The organism is Parabacteroides sp. PF5-6 (assembly GCF_029504695.1).
In the GTDB taxonomy this organism is placed as follows: Bacteria; Bacteroidota; Bacteroidia; order Bacteroidales; family Tannerellaceae; genus QVMG01.
Genome location: NZ_JAQFIN010000007.1, coordinates 107,535 through 128,258 on the forward strand (window position 1 = coordinate 107,535; position 20,724 = coordinate 128,258).

General features: G+C 51.4%; 12 protein-coding genes. 6 read left to right on the forward strand and 6 right to left on the reverse strand.

Annotated features, from left to right (window positions below; all coding sequences use genetic code 11):
* Both glmM and M2133_RS10220 read left to right on the forward strand, forming a co-directional pair.
* On the forward strand, positions 1-1,389 hold the full coding sequence (glmM, locus tag M2133_RS10215) for a phosphoglucosamine mutase (RefSeq protein ID WP_277466021.1): 1,389 nt from the start codon (positions 1-3) through the stop codon (positions 1,387-1,389).
* Positions 1,390-1,687: 298 nt separating this feature from the next.
* On the forward strand, positions 1,688-1,852 hold the full coding sequence (locus M2133_RS10220; protein ID WP_277466022.1) for a hypothetical protein: 165 nt from the start codon (positions 1,688-1,690) through the stop codon (positions 1,850-1,852).
* Positions 1,853-1,915: 63 nt separating this feature from the next.
* On the opposite strand, the gene M2133_RS10225 is transcribed toward M2133_RS10220, so the two are convergent.
* Positions 1,916-2,680 (reverse strand): DeoR/GlpR family DNA-binding transcription regulator, encoded by a 765-nt coding sequence (locus tag M2133_RS10225; RefSeq protein ID WP_277466023.1) that lies wholly within the window; start codon positions 2,678-2,680, stop codon positions 1,916-1,918.
* Between the two features lie 281 nt (positions 2,681-2,961).
* Between M2133_RS10225 and M2133_RS10230 the strand changes: the two genes are divergently transcribed.
* Positions 2,962-4,533: a glycerol-3-phosphate dehydrogenase/oxidase gene (locus M2133_RS10230; protein ID WP_277466024.1), complete on the forward strand. Its 1,572-nt coding sequence runs from the start codon at positions 2,962-2,964 to the stop codon at positions 4,531-4,533.
* Positions 4,534-4,538: 5 nt separating this feature from the next.
* Here the strand turns inward: M2133_RS10230 and M2133_RS10235 are convergent, their stop codons facing one another.
* From M2133_RS10235 to M2133_RS10245, 3 genes are all read right to left on the reverse strand, one after another.
* Complete coding sequence (locus tag M2133_RS10235; RefSeq protein ID WP_277466025.1) at positions 4,539-6,545, reverse strand: DNA topoisomerase 3; 2,007 nt, start codon at positions 6,543-6,545, stop codon at positions 4,539-4,541.
* A 214-nt stretch (positions 6,546-6,759) separates the two neighbouring features.
* Positions 6,760-11,166 carry a translocation/assembly module TamB domain-containing protein gene (locus M2133_RS10240; protein ID WP_277466026.1) on the reverse strand — a complete coding sequence of 1,469 codons (4,407 nt, stop codon included), beginning with the start codon at positions 11,164-11,166 and terminating at the stop codon, positions 6,760-6,762.
* Between the two features lie 494 nt (positions 11,167-11,660).
* Positions 11,661-11,831 carry a hypothetical protein gene (locus M2133_RS10245; RefSeq protein ID WP_277466027.1) on the reverse strand — a complete coding sequence of 57 codons (171 nt, stop codon included), beginning with the start codon at positions 11,829-11,831 and terminating at the stop codon, positions 11,661-11,663.
* A gap of 67 nt (positions 11,832-11,898) precedes the next feature.
* On the opposite strand from M2133_RS10245, the gene tsaD reads away from it, so the two are divergent.
* On the forward strand, positions 11,899-12,918 hold the full coding sequence (gene tsaD, locus M2133_RS10250) for a tRNA (adenosine(37)-N6)-threonylcarbamoyltransferase complex transferase subunit TsaD (RefSeq protein WP_277466028.1): 1,020 nt from the start codon (positions 11,899-11,901) through the stop codon (positions 12,916-12,918).
* Positions 12,915-13,403, forward strand: a complete 489-nt coding sequence (locus M2133_RS10255; protein ID WP_277466029.1) for a CinA family protein — start codon at positions 12,915-12,917, stop codon at positions 13,401-13,403. Before tsaD ends, M2133_RS10255 begins: the two co-directional genes overlap by 4 nt.
* A 474-nt stretch (positions 13,404-13,877) precedes the next feature.
* On the opposite strand, the gene M2133_RS10260 is transcribed toward M2133_RS10255, so the two are convergent.
* Positions 13,878-17,252 (reverse strand): glycoside hydrolase family 2 TIM barrel-domain containing protein, encoded by a 3,375-nt coding sequence (locus M2133_RS10260; protein ID WP_277466030.1) that lies wholly within the window; start codon positions 17,250-17,252, stop codon positions 13,878-13,880.
* Between the two features lie 108 nt (positions 17,253-17,360).
* Positions 17,361-17,915, reverse strand: coding sequence for a DUF3332 domain-containing protein (locus M2133_RS10265; protein ID WP_277466031.1), 555 nt, complete (start codon positions 17,913-17,915; stop codon positions 17,361-17,363).
* Between the two features lie 137 nt (positions 17,916-18,052).
* Here M2133_RS10265 and M2133_RS10270 point away from each other — a divergent pair, with 137 nt between their 5' ends.
* Entirely contained in the window at positions 18,053-20,680 is a 2,628-nt protein-coding gene (locus M2133_RS10270; protein WP_277466032.1) for a DUF5916 domain-containing protein, read from the forward strand.
* Positions 20,681-20,724 lie beyond the last annotated feature (44 nt).

Genomic DNA, 20,724 nt, shown 5'->3' on the forward strand with positions numbered 1-20,724 from the left:
ATGACATTAATTAAATCGATTTCAGGTATCCGGGGGACGATCGGTGGTGCCGCCGACGAAGGCCTTAACCCTCTGGCTATTGTGAAGTTTGTGGCTGCCTATGCCACTTTCATTCGGAAAAACTCAAAGGCTAAGACAAACAAGATCGTAGTAGGGCGTGATGCACGTATCTCCGGTCCGATGGTGAAACAAATCGTGCTGGGCACCTTGACCGGTATGGGCTTCGATGTGGTCGACCTCGACCTGGCCACTACGCCGACCACCGAGTTGGCCGTTGTCTGGGAAGAGGCTTGCGGAGGCATTATCCTCACGGCGAGCCATAACCCGAAGCAATGGAATGCATTGAAGCTGCTCAATGAAAAAGGCGAGTTTCTGAATGCCGCCGAAGGGGCGGAGATTCTGGCCTTGGCGGAAGCCGAAGACTTTGTTTTTGCCGATGTCGACCAACTGGGGAAAGTCACGTTGGATACTTCCTATAACAACAAACATATTCAGAGCGTATTGGATCTCGAACTGGTCGATGTGCAAGCCATCAAGGCCGCGCAGTTCCGGGTTGCAATCGATGCTGTGAACTCTGTGGGAGGCGTTGTCTTGCCTGACCTCCTGCTTGCTTTGGGTGTAAAGGATATCGTGAAGTTGCATTGCGCGCCTCATGGTAATTTCTCCCATAACCCGGAGCCGCTGCCCGAAAACCTGACGGAGATCTCCCAACTGATGCGGCAGTCCAAGGCCGATGTTGGCTTTGTGGTCGATCCCGATGTCGACCGTCTGGCGATTGTGTCGGAGAATGGCGAAATGTTTGGCGAAGAATACACGCTGGTAGCCGTGGCCGATTATGTATTAAGCCATACGCCCGGCAATACGGTGAGCAATCTGAGCTCGAGCCGTGCCTTGCGCGACGTGACGCAAGCCTATGGCGGACAGTACACTGCCGCTGCGGTGGGCGAAGTGAATGTCGTGACCCGGATGAAAGAGACCCAGGCCGTGATCGGTGGCGAAGGCAATGGCGGTGTGATTTATCCGGCCAGCCATTACGGGCGCGATGCCCTGGTGGGGATCGCCCTCTTCCTGACTCATCTGGCGAAGAAGAAAATGAAGACCAGCGAACTGCGCGCGAGCTATCCGCCGTATTTCATTGCCAAACAAAAGGTGGAACTGACACCGGATATCGATGTCGATGCCATCCTGGCCAAGGTTAAAGAGCGATTTGCCGCGTATGATATTACGGATATCGACGGCGTGAAGATCGATTTCCCCGACAAATGGGTGCATCTGCGCAAGAGCAATACGGAACCGATCATCCGGATTTACGCCGAAGCCCATACGATGGAAGAAGCCGAAGCTTTGGGCAATGAACTGATCAAGATCATTCAGGATATGGCCGGTTAAACCCCGGTTTGCCCCCCTAAAAATATTCCTATTCCGAAGTACCGATGTTTTGTTCGCAAAGCATCGGTATTTTTGTTGCGAAATACTGATGTTTTCTTCGCGAAATACCGGTGTTTTATTTGGGCCGTCCGAACGGGGCTGGGATGTCTCACGAAAAAGGAGGGCACGGTTGTAAAAAGCATAAAAACCGTAGAACAATTGAAGCCGTGATTATGTTATTTTAATAATAAAGATAGTGCATCCCTTGAAAATAATCCTATCTTTGCTAGTAATAACCTCAACTGGAAAAGTAAAAGAAATGAAAGAAAAAGAAATGAAGATGTATGTTTCGACTCAGGTAGTCGAAAGGCAAAGAGTTGATGATGGAGATGTTAATCTGGAACGTGACAAACGAACGAATCTAGACCATGCGGAGCGAGGACATTTTATTCCCTTCGCAGAAGTATTAAAGAAGTTAGGCTAATTAATAACAAGGACTGTCGGATTGAGGCAGTCCTTTTTTTTTATTCAGATCGCGGGTGAGCCTCTATACCAGTGTCACTTCAATCCCTTTATCCCGGATCATTTCGATGATATGCTGCGGGGCGTTGGTGTCGGTAATGATCTGATGGATCTTGTCGAAATCACAGATCTTACAGAAGCCTCTTTTGCCGAATTTGGAGGAGTCGGTCAGTACGACGATCTTCTGCGCCGCTTTGATCATCTTCTTGTTGATATGTGCTTCGCTCATATCGCTTGTTGATAAACCGTTCTCCAGGTCGATGCCATCGACACCGATAAATAGCTTATTGCAGGACAAGCTTTCCAGCATCCCTTCCGCGTAATGGCCGATCACGGAGACGGAATTTTTGCGGATGGATCCGCCCAGTTGAACAATCTCGATATTCGGTTTGTAACACAACGAAAGCGACACCTTCACCGAGGAGGTGATGACCGTGAGGTTGTCCTGGATATCGATGGCATGGGCAAAAGCCAAAAGGGTGGTTCCAGAGGCAATGATAATCTTGTCGTTCGCTTCCAATAGGCGATTAGCCGCCTGACCGATACGGATCTTCTCTTCCGCCTGCATCTTCTCTTTGATATCGATATGCTTGTCTGAAATGATCGACGTCAGGTTGCTGGCACTCCCATGATTTCGGGTTAATAGCTTTTTGCTTTCGAGGAATTTCAAATCTTTTCGTATGGTCACTTCCGAGGCATTCAGTTTTTCGCTGAGTTCCTGTACTTTCACGTATCCGTGTAGCTTGAGTTGCTCCAGGATGTATTTATGTCTTTGATCAATATTGGCCATAACTTAAGTCTCTTGTCCCGTACAAAGATAGTGAAAGCCGAATGCAGAAGCAAGCTTGCTTCTGCTGAGGCGCATCCTATCTTCTGCAAAGATATGGAAAAATGAAATAGAACGAAAGGCCATTAGATTTCTTTGTATTAATTTCGGAATGGTTTCGAAATATGCATTAAATGTTTTGAAACATATTCGAATTGCTTCGATAGAGAATTAAAAAGTTTCGATATTATTTTTTTTTCAACAAAGACTATTTACCTTTGCGAAAGTCCTAAAGATTTGCAAACATGAATCGAATACATTTCATAGACCTTTTAGCCGATCGTACGACGGTATGGGATCTTGTCGTTGTCGGTGGCGGGGCCACCGGGTTGGGAACTGCCTTGGATGCGGCATCCAGAGGCTATAAGGTTGCGCTTCTGGAGCAATCCGATTTTACGAAAGCGACCTCGAGCCGGAGTACTAAACTGGTGCATGGCGGAGTGCGCTATCTGGCGCAGGGTGATGTCGGTTTGGTGATCGAAGCGTTGCACGAGCGCGGCGTGATGCGACAGAATGCTCCGCACTTGGTCAAAGATCAACGGTTTATCATCGGGAATTACAAATGGTGGGAGAAACCGTTCTATGCCATAGGGCTGATGATGTACGACCTGTTGGCGGGGAAGCGCTCGTTGGGTCGTTCGCTTCCGATGTCGAAGAAAGAGGTAGTCGGTGAGATCCCACAGATCGTGAGCAAAGGCCTGAAAGGAGGAGTGGTCTACCACGACGGTCAGTTCGATGATTCGCGTATGGCGATCAATATCCTGCAAACGGCTTGCGAACACCATGCCGTTGCCGTGAATTATACCAAAGTCACTCAATTGCTTAAAAACGAAACCGGCAAGATCATTGGTGTGGAGGCGGTCGACCTGATCGGGCAGCAGACCTTCACGCTTCAGGCCAAAGTCGTGATCAACGCGACCGGGATATTCGTCGACGAACTGATGCAAATGGATATTGCGGGCAAAAGTAAGATCGTTCGTCCGAGCCAGGGCATCCATCTGGTGGTCGACAAATCTTTCCTGGGCGGCGATACGGCCATTATGATCCCTAAGACCAGCGACGGGCGGGTGATGTTCGGTGTGCCCTGGCACGGGAAAGTCGTTTTGGGAACGACCGATACGCCTGTGGATACCTTTGAGTTGGAACCTAAAGCCCTGGAGGAAGAGATTGACTTCATTCTGAAGACCTCGGGCGACTACCTGGTCAGACAACCCCGGCGGGAGGATGTGCTTTCCGTCTTCGCCGGATTGCGTCCTTTGGCCGCTCCCAAGCATAATGCCGACGGGAGAAAGACAAAAGAGATCTCCCGAAACCATAAGATTATCCTCTCGGAGAATGGCTTGCTGACCGTCACCGGCGGGAAGTGGACCACGTACAGGGACATGGCCGAGGATGTGATCAACAAAGCGATCGTCGTCGGCGGCTTGCCGCGGGTCAAATGTAAAACGAAGGATCTCCCTATTCACGGATACAAAAAAAATGTCGACCGCACGCATTTCGGTTATGTCTACGGATCGGACTACGAACACATCCTGGCGCTTGCCGCGGAGGAGCCGCAATGGGCGGAGAAGCTCCATCCGCAGTACGATTATATCGCGGCCGAAGTGATCTGGGGCGTTCGCAAAGAGATGGCATTGACCGTGGAGGATGTATTGGCGCGGCGATTGCGCTTACTATTCCTGGATGCTCGGGCAGCCATCGAGATTGCGCCAACGGTCGCAGCGCTGATGGCCAAAGAGCTGAAGAAAGACGACGCCTGGGCGAAAGCGCAGACAGAAGCATTCACGGCTGTGGCGCAAGGCTACTTATTGAAATGATCCGATCAGCCGGGTAATCCTTGGATGATCTCGATCAGTTGCGCGTCGGTCAGCCCTTCGCCATAGGTGGCGTAGTCGAGGCGGAAGGTGCAGCCGTCTTTGTAGGCGGCACATCCGTAGGCTGTCTTGCCGCGCAGGATATGTCCTTTCCGGCAGACCGGGCAGATAGGTTTTTCCGCCGCCGGAGCCGGAGCGAGCGGTTTCTCTTGCGGCGCAGGCTGCTGCGGAGCTTTGTTGGGCGCGGCCGACAGAACACTGCTGACCACCTGATAGACCATCTCTTTCAACTCTTCCAGAAAGATACGCGCTTCGTAAGTGCCCCGTTCGATCTGCCGCAGTTTCTTTTCCCATAAGCCGGTCAGTTCGGCGCTTTTGAGCAGTCCCTCCTGTATGTTGGCAATCAGTTCTATGCCCGTTTGCGTCGGGATAAGGCTTTTGCGTTGTTTGCGGATATAGTTTCGTTTAAAGAGTGTTTCGATAATCGCCGCGCGGGTAGAAGGGCGTCCGATCCCGTTCTCTTTCAAGGCATCCCGCAGTTCTTCGTTGTCCACCAGCTTACCGGCGGTCTCCATCGCCCGCAACAGAGTCGCCTCGGTATAGGGCTTGGGTGGCTGTGTCCAGGTTTCTTTCAATAATGGTTTGTGCGGCCCACTCTCGCCTTTGACAAAAGCCGGCAGTACCCCTTCTTCCTCTTCTGCCGCCGGATCGTTCTCGGGATCTTTCTCTTCGGCACCGAAGACAATGCGCCATCCGGGTTTGAGGATCTGTTTGCCGGTCACCTTGAAGTCTACCTTATCGACTTTCCCCAGGACGGTGGTCGTCGAGATCTCACAATCGGGATAGAAAGCGGCGATAAAGCGGCGTGTGACCAGGTCGTACACCTTCTCTTCGTTCTCGTTCAGTCCGCGTGCCGGCACACCGGTGGGGATGATGGCGTGGTGGTCGGTCACTTTCGCGTTGTCGAACACCTTCTTGCTCTTGGGCAGTTTGGCATTGAGGAGGGGGGCGACCAATTCGGCGTAGTTTGTCAGTCCTTTCAGGGTCTGGGGCACCTTGGGGTAGATATCTTCACTCAGGAAGGTGGTATCCACGCGGGGGTAGGTGGTGACTTTCTTCTCGTAGAGCGACTGGATCAGTTTGAGCGTATCGTCGGCGGTAAACGAGAACTTTTTGTTACATTCCACCTGCAGCGAGGTGAGGTCGAAGAGCCGCGGCGCATATTCTTTGCCTTTCTTCTCGGTGATATCGGTCACGGTGAAGTCGCTCTCCTGTACGGTTTTCAGAAAGTCTTCCCCTTCTTCTTTTTTCGTGAACTTGCCTTTGGTCGACGAGAAGGTCGTGTGGCGATAGACGGTTTTAAGCTCCCAATACGGTTCGGGCTTGAAATGGTCTATCTCCGCCTGCCGGTTGACGATCAAAGCCAGGGTAGGGGTTTGCACCCTTCCGATCGACAGTACCTGCCGGTTTTGCCCGTAGCGGATGGTGTACAGGCGGGTGGCGTTCATGCCCAATAGCCAGTCGCCGATCGCTCGCGAGAGTCCGGCTTCGTAGAGGTGATTGAATTCGGATTGATCTTTCAGGTGTTGGAACCCTTCGCGGATCGCTTCTTCCGTTAGAGAAGAGATCCACAGGCGGTAGACCGGGCATTTGCACCCCGCCTTCTGCATGACCCAGCGTTGGATCAGTTCCCCTTCCTGCCCGGCATCCCCGCAGTTGATCACCATCTCGGCGTTCTGCATCAGTCCTTCGATCACCTTGAATTGTTGTTCATAGCCGGGATTGCTGATCAGTTTGATGCCGAAGCGGGGCGGGATCATGGGAAGGGAAGAGATCGACCATTGCTTCCAGCGGTCGGTATATTCATGCGGTTCCTTCAGGGTGCACAGATGTCCGAATGTCCAGGTCACCTGGTATCCGTTGCCTTCGATATATCCGTTCATTCGTTGGCGGGCGCCTAATACTTCCGCTATCTCACGCGCCACACTGGGCTTTTCCGCAATGCATACTTTCATTTTCTCTTCTTTCTTTCGCTCTGTTTAAAAAACAAAAGTAGTCTTTTCTTTTCAGTCCGGCCGAAAAATCTGCCATGCTGCCGGCTAAAATTATTTAGAGGTACGTCATAATCCGTTTTGAGGTACGTCATAATTCGTTTTGAGGTACGTCATAATCTGTTTTGAGGTACCTCAAAATAATAATGGCCGGCGGGAAACCAAAAAAGGCGGATGATCAGTCGGAAAGGGCTGCCTCCTGTGGCTCGGGAGGAAGGGCGGGTACGAGAGGGCGGCGGCGCCGGTAGAACAGGTCGTACAGCGTGGTGAAATCTTTCTTCAAAAGGATGCCTACACCCTGGGTGAAGAGGGATTGCTTGAGGTATTGATACATATCGTTCGCATGGTTATAGGCTTTGAGGCGGACTTCTCCGCCGGGGGTGAGTTTGTATTCGAGGTCGAACTCACCGACGAATACATTCTTTTGCAGGCTGATGCTGTTGCGGTAGCCAAAATTGCCGTTGAAGATCAGCCGGTTGTCGAGCAGCTGGCTGGAGAGCAGCATCTCGACTTCGGTATCGTCGAAACGGTCCTGGCTGGTGCGGATATTCGTGCCGATCTGCACTTTGTCGGTGATCGTATTCAGCATATTCGACAGTTGGGAAGAGATAGCCGAGGAGGCTACGGCGCTGAATTCATTGGTCCGGTATAAGGTCGTCGCATAGTCGGGCGTGTAGAACTTATGAAGCACCATCAGATACACCACCTGCCGGATCATCATATCTTCCGTATCGATGAAGCTGCGGACCTGTCGTTCGATCTCATCGTTCGATCCCGGCAGTTCGAGGTCGAAAGAGATCAGCGGGTTCTGCAGCATACCGTCGAGCTTCAATACGCAGTTGACCGGAACGTTCACCCGGTCGCTCTCCTGCAACAGATGCTGATCCAGATCGCCGATATTCGCCGTCACGCTGTAGATCGCATCGATATTCATCGTCGCCCCGAAAGGATCGCCCTGGAAGCTGACCGTACTGCCGTCGCGGATCTTAAAGTCGCGGTAGATCAGCTGCTGCAGGCTGAAGTTATAGTTGCCTTGAACGATATTTAAACCTCCGTACATCTTCAGATCGGATCGGGTGCCGTACTGGATTTGCAGGTTCCCGTTGGTATTGCCTTTGATCCGGTCGCCGGCTGCCGGGTCCATGATCAGTTCGATGGTTGCGTCGGGTGTGATATCGACCTGGAAGTTCATGCGCAACTCGGCGCCGTCGGTGTTTGCCGGTCGCCGCCGGATGGAGTCGGGAGCGGTGGGGGTGGTTGCCTCGGGCAAACGATCTTTGTCGATAAAGGTGATAAAATCGTATTCGGAAGATGCCGAATTGGTCATAAAGTTGAATCCGGCGAATGTGCCGGGCTCACTGCGTACGCTGATATCGAAGTTGATCAGGTTCTCATTCCCCTGGATCGTACCGCTACCGCTGCCGAACGCCGTACCGTAGATCATGGGGCTGTTCTTCTCCGTTTGGTCGTACAAAAGGATCTTATTCGCCTGGATCGTGGCGGTAAAGTCGTAATCATGGAAGTATTTATGATTGAAGTCGAGATTCACCTTTCCCGTATTGCCGAACTTATCATAGACCGTCACCTCTTTGATCTGGATCTGGGAAGGATCCAGGTGGATCGAATCGGAGAAGGTATAGTAGGTATTCAGGAATTCAATGCCCAGGCCACCCTCTTCCACGTATGCATCGCCTTCCGCCGTCAGTTCATGGAAGGGGCCGAACAGGTGCACATGCCCGAATCCCCGGCCTTTGACGTTCTGGGCGACATTGTTGAGGAAGGGCTGCAGGAAAGAGATATCGATATCGTTCGCATCGAAATGAAGCGATAGCCCTTCTTTGGGTTTGATCGGGAAGATATAGCCGTTCACATCCGTCCAGGTGCTATCGTTCTTGTAGATCGAGCCCAGCATAAGGATTCCCTGCTGGCTATCGTCCCATTCGCTGTAGAGGTTCAACAGCCCCAAAGGCACTTTGTTGAAAGAGAAGTTCTCGACCATCAGATCGGTATGCAGCATGCGGCTGTGGTAGAGGTCGTTGACCACAAAGGCGCCGGTGGCCTGTCCGCCGAACTGCAAGACGGGAATATTCAGGATCTCGAAGATATAGCTCAGCTCCATCTGCTGCAGGTTCATGTACAGGGTATCCGTCGGGTCGGGCGATACGGTGCCGTCCAGGTGCAGGAACTGCTGGTTGTGGGCCACCATAAAGTTATCGATATTCACCTTCTGGTTCTTGATCGTCACCGATGACGGATCGATCAGCCAGAGGCTGTCGTTTACGACCACGGGGCTTTCGTGGATCGATATCTCCGTGCGTAACTCCGGTTTTTCCTCTTCATTCAGATCTTCGATAAACAAGGCGGAGGCGGAAAACTCCGCTTTGTATTCCTGCTCTTTGTTGTTTTCCCAGGCGATCAGGGTATTGATCAGGTCTTCTCCGGCGTCGGCCTGGAAGCTGAGGTGGTTCTCGAGTCCTTTTTTGTTGTAATTGATGGCTTTCAATTGCAGGTTCACCTTGTCTTTCGGGTTCTCACAGGAGAGATAACCCGATTGGAAGGTCGAGTTTTGCAAGTTGAACTGAGGCAGCCAGGCTTCTATCCGGAATTTATCGTAACGGTTGTTGTAATGCCCGCTGATCCGTGCCTGTTCTACGATCGTCACCGGCAGTTTGAAGGTTTGCGACAGCTCTTCCGTATTCTCTACCGTAAGCAGGATGGAGAAGTTGTTTTCTTCGATCTTCTCTTCTCTCTTCCGGTTTTTGATCAGGGTAGGCAGATAGGCTTCGAAGGTATGGATCAGGCTGGGGATGATCGTGTGGAAAGAATAAGCGCCGACGATCTCCCCGTTCACGATGTCGGACGACAGGGTGAGGCGACGCTCTTCGGCATGGCCGGACGCTTCGATCTTCATCTTCTCGAGGAAGAAGTCGCTGGGGCGGGTCCGAAACGAAAGGCTGTCGAGGATGATCTGTCCCTGGGCGTAGTCGATATTGTTTCCGGTGAAGTCGGCATTCAACCGCAGGGAGAGCTCCGGCTCTTCAAACCGGTCGCTCAGGTTGAGCCGGTCCGGCCGGAAATGTTGCAGGTCGGCGGTGAAATTAAAGACGGAGTTGTTGCCTTCGTTCTGCAGGATCCCTTCGGCGCGCAGGGCTCCGTTGGGGTCGTTGATCTCGATAAAACCATCGACTCCGTTGGGGTTGAAATTGCCGGATAGGAGTATATTCTCATAGGTGTATCCTTTGTATTCGAACTCGCCGATTTCTCCCTGTACGTTCACTTTGGCATTGCCTTTGACCGGACGGATCGCATCGACGGTCAATGAGAAGCGGGCATTGCCGAAGGGGTTATTCTCTTCGAAGAGGTCGACCAGGGAGAGGTTGGACGTTGCCGCATGCCCCTTGACGTAAGCCGCGATATTCTTTTCTTTGTCCCGACCGAAGATCATATCCGTCTGCAACGAACCGATATCGGAGGATAATTCGCCGAAGGCCACCAGGTTATCGAAGAATCCGGAGATCTCCCCTTTGAAGTTGACCGTGCCCAGGCGCATCACCGGCGCGGGCAATACCAACGGCTCCTTGCTGAAGTTATTGGCCAGGGTGTGGAGGCCTTCTTTGGTGACGAACATCCGGTTCACCTTTCCGAAGACATACGTATCCTCCGGGGTGGTAATGCCTTTCATCTCCATCTGACCGTCGAAGAAAAGGTGGTTGTCTTGCTTGACCGTCAGTTGTTTGAGGTTGATGTTGTTGATCGTGCCGGATGCTTTGGCCGACAACTGGATCCTGTCGGTGAAATGGCTGAATGCGGGGATAAAAGGCGACAGGTCTTTGAGCCCGATAGAAGAGGAGTGGATATCGAGCTCCATTGGCGCGTCGTTGAACAGGGTGGTCAGTCCGTCTACCCGGGAGATGTCCATCAGGGCTTTGTCGATCTTCAATTGGGTGGTCGGCAGGCGAATCTCAAAATGGTCGATATAGGCGCTGTCCCGGTTGCTCACCAGGTTCATGGAAAGTTTATCCAACCGGAATCCGGAATGTTCATCGAAACTGAGTTTCTTGATGTTCGCATTGACGCTGTCTTTGTTGAACGCTTTCAGGGAGATATTCGCGCTGATGTTCTCGATGTCGATATGTTTGGGGTTAAAGCGATCGGGCGTAAGCTTTTCGCTGTGAACATGGTAGGTGATGTTCCCTCTGCGCAACAGAACGGAGTTAAGGCGCAGATCGATCTCCGGTTGTTGCTTGAGTGTGTCGCGGCTGGCGAACGCGTCGATCACGAACTGCAGGTTCAGTTTATCCTGTGGCGTCTCTTTTTCCAGATGCAGGTCGAAGCCGAACAGGCGCACGGTCGTAAACACATATTGTCCCCGCAATATAGGTAGTAATTTGAAGCCCGCGGAGACATGCGTCGCTTCGAGTAAAGGTTTTCCTTTTTGATCTTCCAGATAAACCCCTTCCATCACCAGGCGGTTAATCCATCTGATCCGGATCTTGTCTACCTGGACCGGTACGCCCAGATATTCGGATAGCTTTTCACTTGTGGTCTGAGAAACCTGGCGTTGTACATACGGAATGTTCAACATAATGGCCGGCACCGCGTAAAATATCCAGAATAAGACAAGTAAAGTAATGACTATGTATTTGAGTCCTCTGATATCTTTCTACCTCTCTATCTTTTAATCCACAAAACTACAATAATATCGCAATAGATTTTTCAATTGCAATGTAAATCTTGCTTAAATGTCCGCCATTCTATACTCTATACACCTCTTTTGGAGTATCAAGTAGTAGCATCAGTCGTCCTGTAAGGACAGAGAGCGCTGAAAGCGCGTTAGCACTTAGCCCTGGGTCAGCAGGCCGTTAGGTCTGCGCCACCCAGGGTAGACAGCACACACACAACCGAGCGCTGTAAGCGCGATAGATTTTCTTTCGCTCTTACAGAGCTCTGTTGATTATTCATCCATTAACCCGGGGTGGCGAACCTTTTCAAGGTTCTTACCCCGGGCTGGGTTCTAACGCGCTTACAGCGCTCTCTGTCCTTTCAGGACGATCGCCGTTATAACCACTTGATCCAGACTTACTCCTGGCGGGGTAATGGCTTAGCGGTAAATTTCTTTGTCATTTCTTCGTGGGGGGTGCCTTCTCCTCTTTCCATTTGTTCAATGGCAAGTATTGCCCTTTCTTTTAATTCTTCGGGAGAGTATTGGTTGGGAGCTTTCTTCTTTGCATTTAACTCTAATATTGTCATAACAGTCGCATCAGATAAACAAAGATACGAATTTATTTCGTTATTTTGCACTCAAATTTAGAATAGAATGTCTGTAACAATATTAGGTATTGAGTCTTCGTGTGATGATACGTCGGCTTCGGTGATTCGGGATGGGGTGATGCTTTCCAATGTGATTGCCAGTCAGGCGGTGCATGAGGCATATGGGGGAGTGGTGCCCGAACTGGCGTCGCGGGCACATCAGCAGAATATTATTCCCGTGGTGGCCGAAGCGATCAAACGGGCGGGGATCGACCGGTCGGAACTGTCGGCGGTCGCGTTTACCCGTGGGCCGGGTTTGATGGGGTCGCTTCTGGTGGGTACCTCTTTTGCCAAAGGATTGGCGTTGTCGCTGGATATCCCGATGATCGAGGTGAATCACCTGCAGGCGCATGTCCTGGCGCATTTCATCAAAGAGACACCGGAAGATGCCGCTCAGCCTTCGTTCCCGTTTTTATGCCTGTTGGTCTCGGGTGGGAATTCCCAGATCATCAAGGTCAATGGCTATCGGGAGATGGAAGTGATCGGCCAGACCATCGACGATGCGGCCGGAGAAGCTTTTGATAAATGTGCCAAAGTGATGGGCTTGGGTTATCCCGGTGGACCGGTGGTCAACCGTTTAGCCAATGAAGGCGATGCGCATGCTTTTCCATTCAGCAAACCCCATATCCCGGGGTATAACTATAGCTTTAGCGGACTGAAAACCTCTTTTCTCTACACCCTGCGCGACCGGTTGAAAGAGGATCCCGATTTTATCGAGCAACACAAAAAAGACCTTTGTGCTTCGCTGCAGGCGACCGTGGTGGATATCCTGATGAATAAATTACGCAAAGCGGCGAAAGACCTGGGCATCCGGGAGGTGGCCGTCGCCGGAGGGGTATCTGCCAACTCCGGGTTGCGCGATGCCTTTCTCGATCATGCCCGGCGTTACGGCTGGAAAGTGTATATCCCTAAGTTTGCTTTTACGACGGACAACGCGGCGATGGTCGCGATCACCGGCTATTATAAATACCTCGATGGCGACTTCTGTCCGATGGATGCCGTCCCTTTCTCCCGTGTCGTAATATGATCGAAGAACAGCTTGCCCAACGCCTATCTGCCGCAGGCCTGACCCTGGCGACGGCGGAAAGCTGTACGGGTGGGCATATCGCCCACCGGATCACCTCCGTGGCGGGTAGCTCCGCCTGGTTCCTGGGTGGTGTCGTAGCCTATAGCAATCGGGTCAAACAGGAAGTCCTGGGCGTTTCGGCGGAAAATCTCGAACGATACGGTGCCGTAAGTCAGGCGGTTGTCGAACAAATGGCGCAAGGCGTCAGCCGGTTGTTGCATACCGACTGCGCTGTGGCTACTTCGGGCATTGCCGGTCCCGGTGGAGGTACGCCCGACAAACCGGTGGGCACCGTCTGGATTGCCGCCCTCTATAAAGACCGGATCCAATCCAATCTTTTCCACTTCGAAGGAAACCGCCTGGAAGTTATCGAACAATCCTCCCGGGCAGCCTTGCGGATGTTACTCGATTTATTGAAAGATTTCCCCGCTCCCGGCATGCCGTAAATAGCTGTCTGTTTTTTACCCCTTTATACCTTCCTTGGATCCCCCCGTATTATTGTGGAGAACTTCGTTTGGGATTGATTTCACAAAGCTCAACGACCTACGAAGTAACGAATAATGCCAAACTTCTAAGTTCTTGAAAATGAGATATTAATATTCTCTTCAGAAACTACCGGTAGTTTGCGAACAAAATACCAGTAGTTTGTCGACAAAATATTAGTAGTTTGCGCGCAAAGTACCGGTAGTTTGAAAAAAGGGGCTGTGGTCACAAGATTTGCTTTATGCTTCGCTAAGCGACCTTCGGTTCGGGATGATCTGAAATCTTCATTAAAATTAGTCGTTTGGCGTGACTCGGCATAATCCATGCAAGCACGGCTTCTGCATTCGCTACTTCAAACGTTCCGTTTTTTTCTTTACAAAAACAAAGGCAGCCCCGTTGGGGACTGCCTTTGTCGTATGGTGGAAGGAATGACCTTCTTATTTGTATTCGAAGCCGGTTTTGCCGGGGATATTGCTTTCGCCGGATACAGGGATCAGGGTGAAGCCCCAGTTGTATTCCTGGTTGGCATGCAGGCTGTACTCGGGCAGCGGACGGTCGCCCCAGCTGTTGTAGCCGGCTACACCGGTTTGTTTGTAGTCGATACATACTTCGACGAAGTTGCGCGGCGTGATATCATTGATATGATGCTGGCGGCGCAGGCTGTTCTTCGCGTCGGCATCGTTGCGCTTGGCGATCTCTTCGGGTGAGAAGTTGTTCCACTGGTACGGATGCGGCAGGGCTTCTTCCGAGTCGAAGTCTTCAATCGAATTGCGCAGGGCGTTGAATTCGATCAGTTCGTCGGCTTCGATCAACAGCCCTTTGCCTTTACCGGCGGTCAGGGCAACCCAACGCGTATCGGTATGGTGTCCGTTCTCCTGCGGGCGAACATAAGGGAAATACATCGCTTCGGCAGTTGTCTTATACAGACCGACAACCGTTCCCGCCTTGCGGTCCCAGTAGTTTTCTTCCGGTCCGCGTCCGAAATACTGCACATTCTCCATCGTGGCCGGCAGGCGGAAACGCACACCGATACGGGGAACAATCAGTTTCGAAGCTTCTTTGCGCGCGGCATCCGAGCCGGGCGAGAAGGTGGCCGTACGGGTGGATTCCGACATCTCGACTTCGGTGGCTTCCATCTCGGTAGAGGTGAAGCGGGCGGCTACGTTGACTACACCGCTGGGGTAGACTTTGTATTGCACGATATACAGGTTGCCGGCAGGCAATAGGTAACTGATCTTCAACAGCGCGTTGTCCCCATCCATCGTAGCCGAGGCATCGGTCACCTTGAAGTTACGGCTGCTTTCTTTCCAGATCTGCAGGCGTTTGGGCGCGCCGCTACCATAGTCGTTGTCGTTCGGACCGCGCCAGAAGTTTGGTTGAATACCAAAGCCTTCGGCGAAATATTCTGTTCCGTCTACCTGGTAGGAGGTGACCAGACCGCTCTTCTTATTGAAGACAAACTTCACTTTCGGTGAGTTCACCTCCAGGTTATCGCCATGTTCGTTCAGTGACAGCTTGGAACCGCTGGTCTTATACGCCTTTTTCTGGCTTTCGACGGGCAGTTGGAACTGTTCGTAAGCGATCTCATGTCCAACGGGAATCAATGGCTCGGCGGCCAATGTATGGACGCGGAATTCAATGAAGTATTCCACTCCCGCTTTAGGTTTGAGATTTCCCATTGGTACGGTATATTCAGCTGTGCCTTGCGGCTCGATATCAAGTTTGAACTTGCCGGTGCGGATTGTTTTATGGTTCTCTTTGATGGCGTACGACATCTGGAACTTACCCGAGCGGGTGAAGTAGAAACGGTTGAGAACTTTGAACGTTCCGGCGGCCAGATCGATCGGTTCGAACCAGATGTTCTGGTGCGTGTATTTCACTTCGGCCATAGCCGGATGCGGGGTGCGGTCGGGGTTCACCAGACCGTTGCAGAGGAAGTTACCGTCGCTGGGCTGATCCACACCGTAGTCGCCACCATACGTCCAGTAGGGGCGTCCGTTCTTGTCGACTTCGAGGATACCCTGGTCAACCCAGTCCCAGATATACCCGCCTTGCAGGTTCGGATATTTATAAATCGCTTCCCATTGTCCCCGGAGGTTACCGGTGGAGTTACCCATCGCGTGGGCATATTCCGACGGACAGATCGGACGGTCGCTCCCTTCGGCACCGATCTGCTCGAGCCAGGCGGCGCTGGGGTATTGCGGCACGTACATATCGGTATTCCATTCCCACAAGGCACGTTCGTAGTTGACCGGGCGCTGCATCAGGTTCTTGTCTTTCTCTTTAAGCCAGAGGTATCCCTGGTAGAAGTTGTAACCGTTGCCCGCCTCGTTACCCAGCGACCAGAAGGTGACGCAAGGATAGTTTTTGTTGCGTTCGAACATATTCTCGAAGCGCGAGAGGTGCGGCACAAGCCATTCGGGGTTGTTTCCTAAAGATCCTCCTTTGCGCAGGTTGTAATACATACCGTGCGACTCGACATTGGCTTCGTCGTAGACATACAATCCGTATTCGTCGCAAAGCTCGTAGAACCGGCGATCCTGGGTGTAATGTGACAAGCGTACGGAGTTGATGTTGTTTTGTTTCATGATCTCGAAGTCGCGGCGCATCAACTCTTCGGTCATGTAGTGACCGGTTTCGGGGTTATGCTCGTGGATATTGACTCCTTTGAGTTTGATCGGCTGACCGTTGAATAAGAAGACGGTGTAAGGCTTGCCGTTACCGGCGATCTGATCGATCGGTTTGATCTCCATTCGGCGGAAACCTACGTTGTAAGGGATGACTTCCAGTACTTTACCTTCGTTATCTTTGACGGTCATCAATAATTTATAGAGGTTCGGATACTCGGCGCTCCATTTGGCAACATTAGGTAAAGTCGCTTCGAAAGCAGCGGTATGCGCATTGAAAGGGCTGACGAAGATGTTCTTTTCTTCGGAAGTGACTATTTTTCCTTTCGCGTCAAGTAACTCATAGCCAATAGTCAGAGGCAGCGTTTTTTTTGTTTTATTCTTCAGATCGATCGCTAAGCGGAAGATCCCGTCGGTGTACGTGTCGTCGAGGGTAGAGACAACGCGGAAGTCCTGCAGTCCGGTTTGGGGTTGCGACCAGAGGAACACATCGCGCTCGATCCCGCTGATACGCCAGAAGTCCTGGCATTCGAGGTATGAGCCGGTGCTCCAGCGGAAGATCTTCAAGGTGAGTGTGTTCTTGCCCGGTTGGAGATACGGGTTGATCAGGAACTCGGCAGGATTCTTGGAGTCTTCGCTATAACCCACTTCTTTGCCGTTGAGGTAGACATATACGCCCGATTTGGCTCCGGCGATATGCAGGTATATATCGCGTCCGTCCCAGCCGGCAGGCACTTCAATGTCCCGGCGGTAGACACCCACCGGATTGGCCTCGGGCAATAACGGTGGCTCCGGATTGCGTGCTTTGAACTCATAACCGTGATTGGTATAGATGGCCGTGCCGAAACCTTGCACTTCCCAGTTGCCCGGCACTTTGATATCATGCCAGGAGGAGGTATTGACCGAAGGATCGGTGATGTTCTCGGGCAAGTCTTTATACGAGTCGACGAAGTAAAACTTCCACGTCCCGTTCAACAGTTCATAGAAATCGCTGTTCTCGAAGCGCGCGGTCAGCGCTGTTTCCCGGTCGGGGTAGGTCATAAAAGAAGAACGTGGCGCTTCTTTGTTGACGGCTACAGTTTGGATGTCTTGCCAATAGGGCAATTTCTTTTCTGCTTGGGCGGCTCCGCATGTGAATAGACAAAAGGAGGCACAGAGGAGGGCTTTTGTGATTGAGTATTTCATGTATTTTATGTGTTAAAGCCCCACCAACCTCCCCGGCTGGGGAGGCTAATAGGGCCGTGTAAATATTTTCAGTATGCAAAGCCTCCGCAGCGGGAGGTTTGTAGTGACTTAGCGTGCAGCGTAAAACGTATAATTGTCGACTACCTGTTTGAATGCCAATACGCCGGCCTGGCTTAATTCAACATTCATTTCCTGTCCGTCAGGTAAGAACATGACCACTTCGTCTTCGTTTTCAAAGCGCAACAGTTTGGTGCTTTCGCCTTCGGCTTCTACGCTCCAGCTCTTGTCGGAAGCATCGAATACCAACTCAATCGCTTTGTCTTCTCCGTTTTTCTGGATATGGTATCCGTCGGTTTTCGTTTCTACGGTATATACGCCATTGTTTGTATCGATAGTTTCTACTTTACCGGCGTCGGCAACCGGGTTGCTTCCACTCCAGAACTCGATAGAGTTGATCACCAATACGTCGGCTAACATAGAGATTTCATACACCGGTACGATCCAGAAAGCGATAAATACCAATTCGTTCACGAATTTGCTGTCGATATTCCGGTTCCAGTCCAACAGTTTGTTGCTCAAGCTGAAAGATCCGATACAAGATGAAAATAAAACACTACTTGCCAGTGCGGCAACCATCAGTAAGTTAAAACTTTTTCTCTTCATAATAATAATCCTGTTAATTAAGTGAATATTAATGGCTGCGAAGATAGGAACTTTTTGAAGAATTCAAGAAGTTCCGGACGTTATAGAATTATAAATCGGCGAAAATGCGTACTTTTGAATATTCATCTGATACGATTATGAAACACTACATCGCCATATTGTTTTTATGCAGTTACTTCTCGGTTTGGGCACAGCAAGATTCGGTTATTCCTCTGGATAAAGCCTACAAACGAAACTATACGATTACCCGTGTACAAGGTATTCGTCCGTTGATGGACGGGCGGATCGATGAGCCGTTCTGGACGGAGAACGGGCAGTGGTCGGAGCCTTTCGTGCAAGTCAGTCCCTATGAACGCCAGCCTTCTCCCTCGCCGACACGGATGAAGCTGTTGTACGACGACCGATATATATATGTAGGGATCTATTGCAAGGATGAAGTGCCGGAGGGCATGAACGCGTTTATCGGCAACCGCGATGATAATAGCCTGGGCGACCTGATCAGTATTGCTTTCGATACGTATCATGACTACCGTGCCGCGCCGGAGTTCAACCTGAACCTGGGCGGGAACCGGACGGACCTGATCGTGACCGATAAACTGGATATCAACCGGAGCTGGAATGCCGTCTGGGAAGGACGTACCCATATCAACAAAGCCGATTCCTCCTGGACGGCGGAACTGCGCATCCCTTTCAGTCAACTTCGTTACAACCAGCTATCCGAAGAGGGGATCTGGGGCTTGCATGTGCGGCGCATTATCCGGCGCAACAATGAAGTGCAGAACTGGAGTATCATTCCCCTGAAGAATAACGGGCATGTCTTTTCTTTCGGTGAGATGCACGGGATGCACGACTTACCCAAACCGCGCGGCATCGAATTGCAACCTTATGTGATGGGGAAATACCAGCGCAGCCCGAAGGTTGCCGGAAGCCCGTACCAGAAAGGAAACGACTGGAATGGGAATGCCGGCTTGGATGCCAAGGTGGCGCTCTCCGATTTTACCCTGGATATCACGATCAATCCGGACTATGGGCAGGTTGAGCTCGATCCTTCGGTGATGAACCTGACAGCTTACGAGACCTTCTACGACGAGAAACGCCCTTTTTTCCTGGAAGGGAAGCATATCATGGATTTCAATAACGGAAGCGATATGATGTTTTATACGCGCCGGATAGGGGCCATGCCTTCGTATACGCCGGGAGGCGACTTTGTGGAAACGAAGGAGAATGTGCCGATTATCGGCGCTTTGAAGCTGACGGGTACGAACCGGAACGGCTTGACATTGGGCATTGTACAGAGCTTGACGGCACGCTCCTCAGCCCGGGTGACTACCGGCGGACAGGAGGATAAGGTGGTCGTGGAGCCGTTGACAAACTATTCCGTTGCCCGGGTGCAGAAAAACTGGAAAGGGAATACCCTCTTGGGCGGGATGCTGACTTCCGTAAACCGCGCCTTGAACGAACAGCACCTGAAAGACCGGATCGTACGGAATGCATTTACGGCCGGCGTTGATTTTACGCAGTATTTCAATAACCGCTTGTATTATATCGACCTGAAAGCGATGTTTAGCTCGTTGCAGGGGAGCGAAGAAGCCATTCAACTGCTTCAGCAAAGCCCGGTACATTATTATCAACGGGCTTCGGCACAGAATTATCTGGGAGTAGATCCTACACGGACGGCACTGAATGGTACGGGCGGTTACCTGAAGGTCGGGCGCAAAGGCAATGCGCGCTGGTCGTTCTCGGAGACATTCAACTGGCTTTCGCCCGGATTCGACCTGAACAATGTCGGCTACCTGAAGCAGGCGGATAAGTTGTCCAATGAGACGACGATTGAGTTCAAGCAGACGGATACCTGGAAGATCTTTCGCAACAATACGTTTACCCTGACGCAAGGCAACCAATGGGATTATGGCGGCAGCTCCTACGGAAACAGTCTCGCTTTGCAATGGAAGACAATGTTTATTAACCGCTATGAACTATCCGTGGCGCAGACGAGAGGTTGGAACTGGGTGCATACGCGCCGCCTGCGGGGTGGGCCGGATATCCGTTTCGGCGGATGGAACAATACAGTCGCTTCTTTTAATACGGATAAGGCAAAGCGCATGGCTTTCACCCTGAAGTATTCGGCCGATCATAATGTGCGGGGCGATTACCGGTTCAATACCTTGACGCCCAGCCTGACGTATAAGTGGGGAAACCATGTCTACCTGTCGGGCGAGTTTAACTATGTCTTCAATACGGATCACATGGAATATGTGGCGACGGTCAAAGATTACGATTATCTTCCTCCCGCCTATATCGTGGGACATCTGGAGCAACGTACTTACGGACTGACGATGAAGGTGCAGGTGAATGTCACGCCCGATATCTCACTTCAGTTCTATGGCTCACCTTTTACTTCCACCGGGAAGTTCGATACGTTCAAGATGGCGATGGATCCGAAGTCACGTCAGCCGGATGAGCGTTTTCATACCTTTACTTCGGCGGAGATTTCACTTTCGGAAGGGATCTACTCCGTAGTGCGCAGTGGGGAAGTAGCCTACCGTTTCAAAGATCCGGATTTCAGCTTCAATGAGTTTCGCTCCAACCTGGTGGCCCGTTGGGAATACCGACCGGGATCTACCTTGTACTTTGTCTGGGAACATTCCATGTCGCAGCGCGATCCGTATTGGGAGAGTGGATGGAACGACAACCTGAACCGGATGTTCGGCTTGCCGGCGACAAATGTCTTTATGGTCAAACTGAATTACTGGTTCAATTTGTAATTGTGTAGGCGAATCACTACTTTTGTAAAGTAATTACAAAGAAA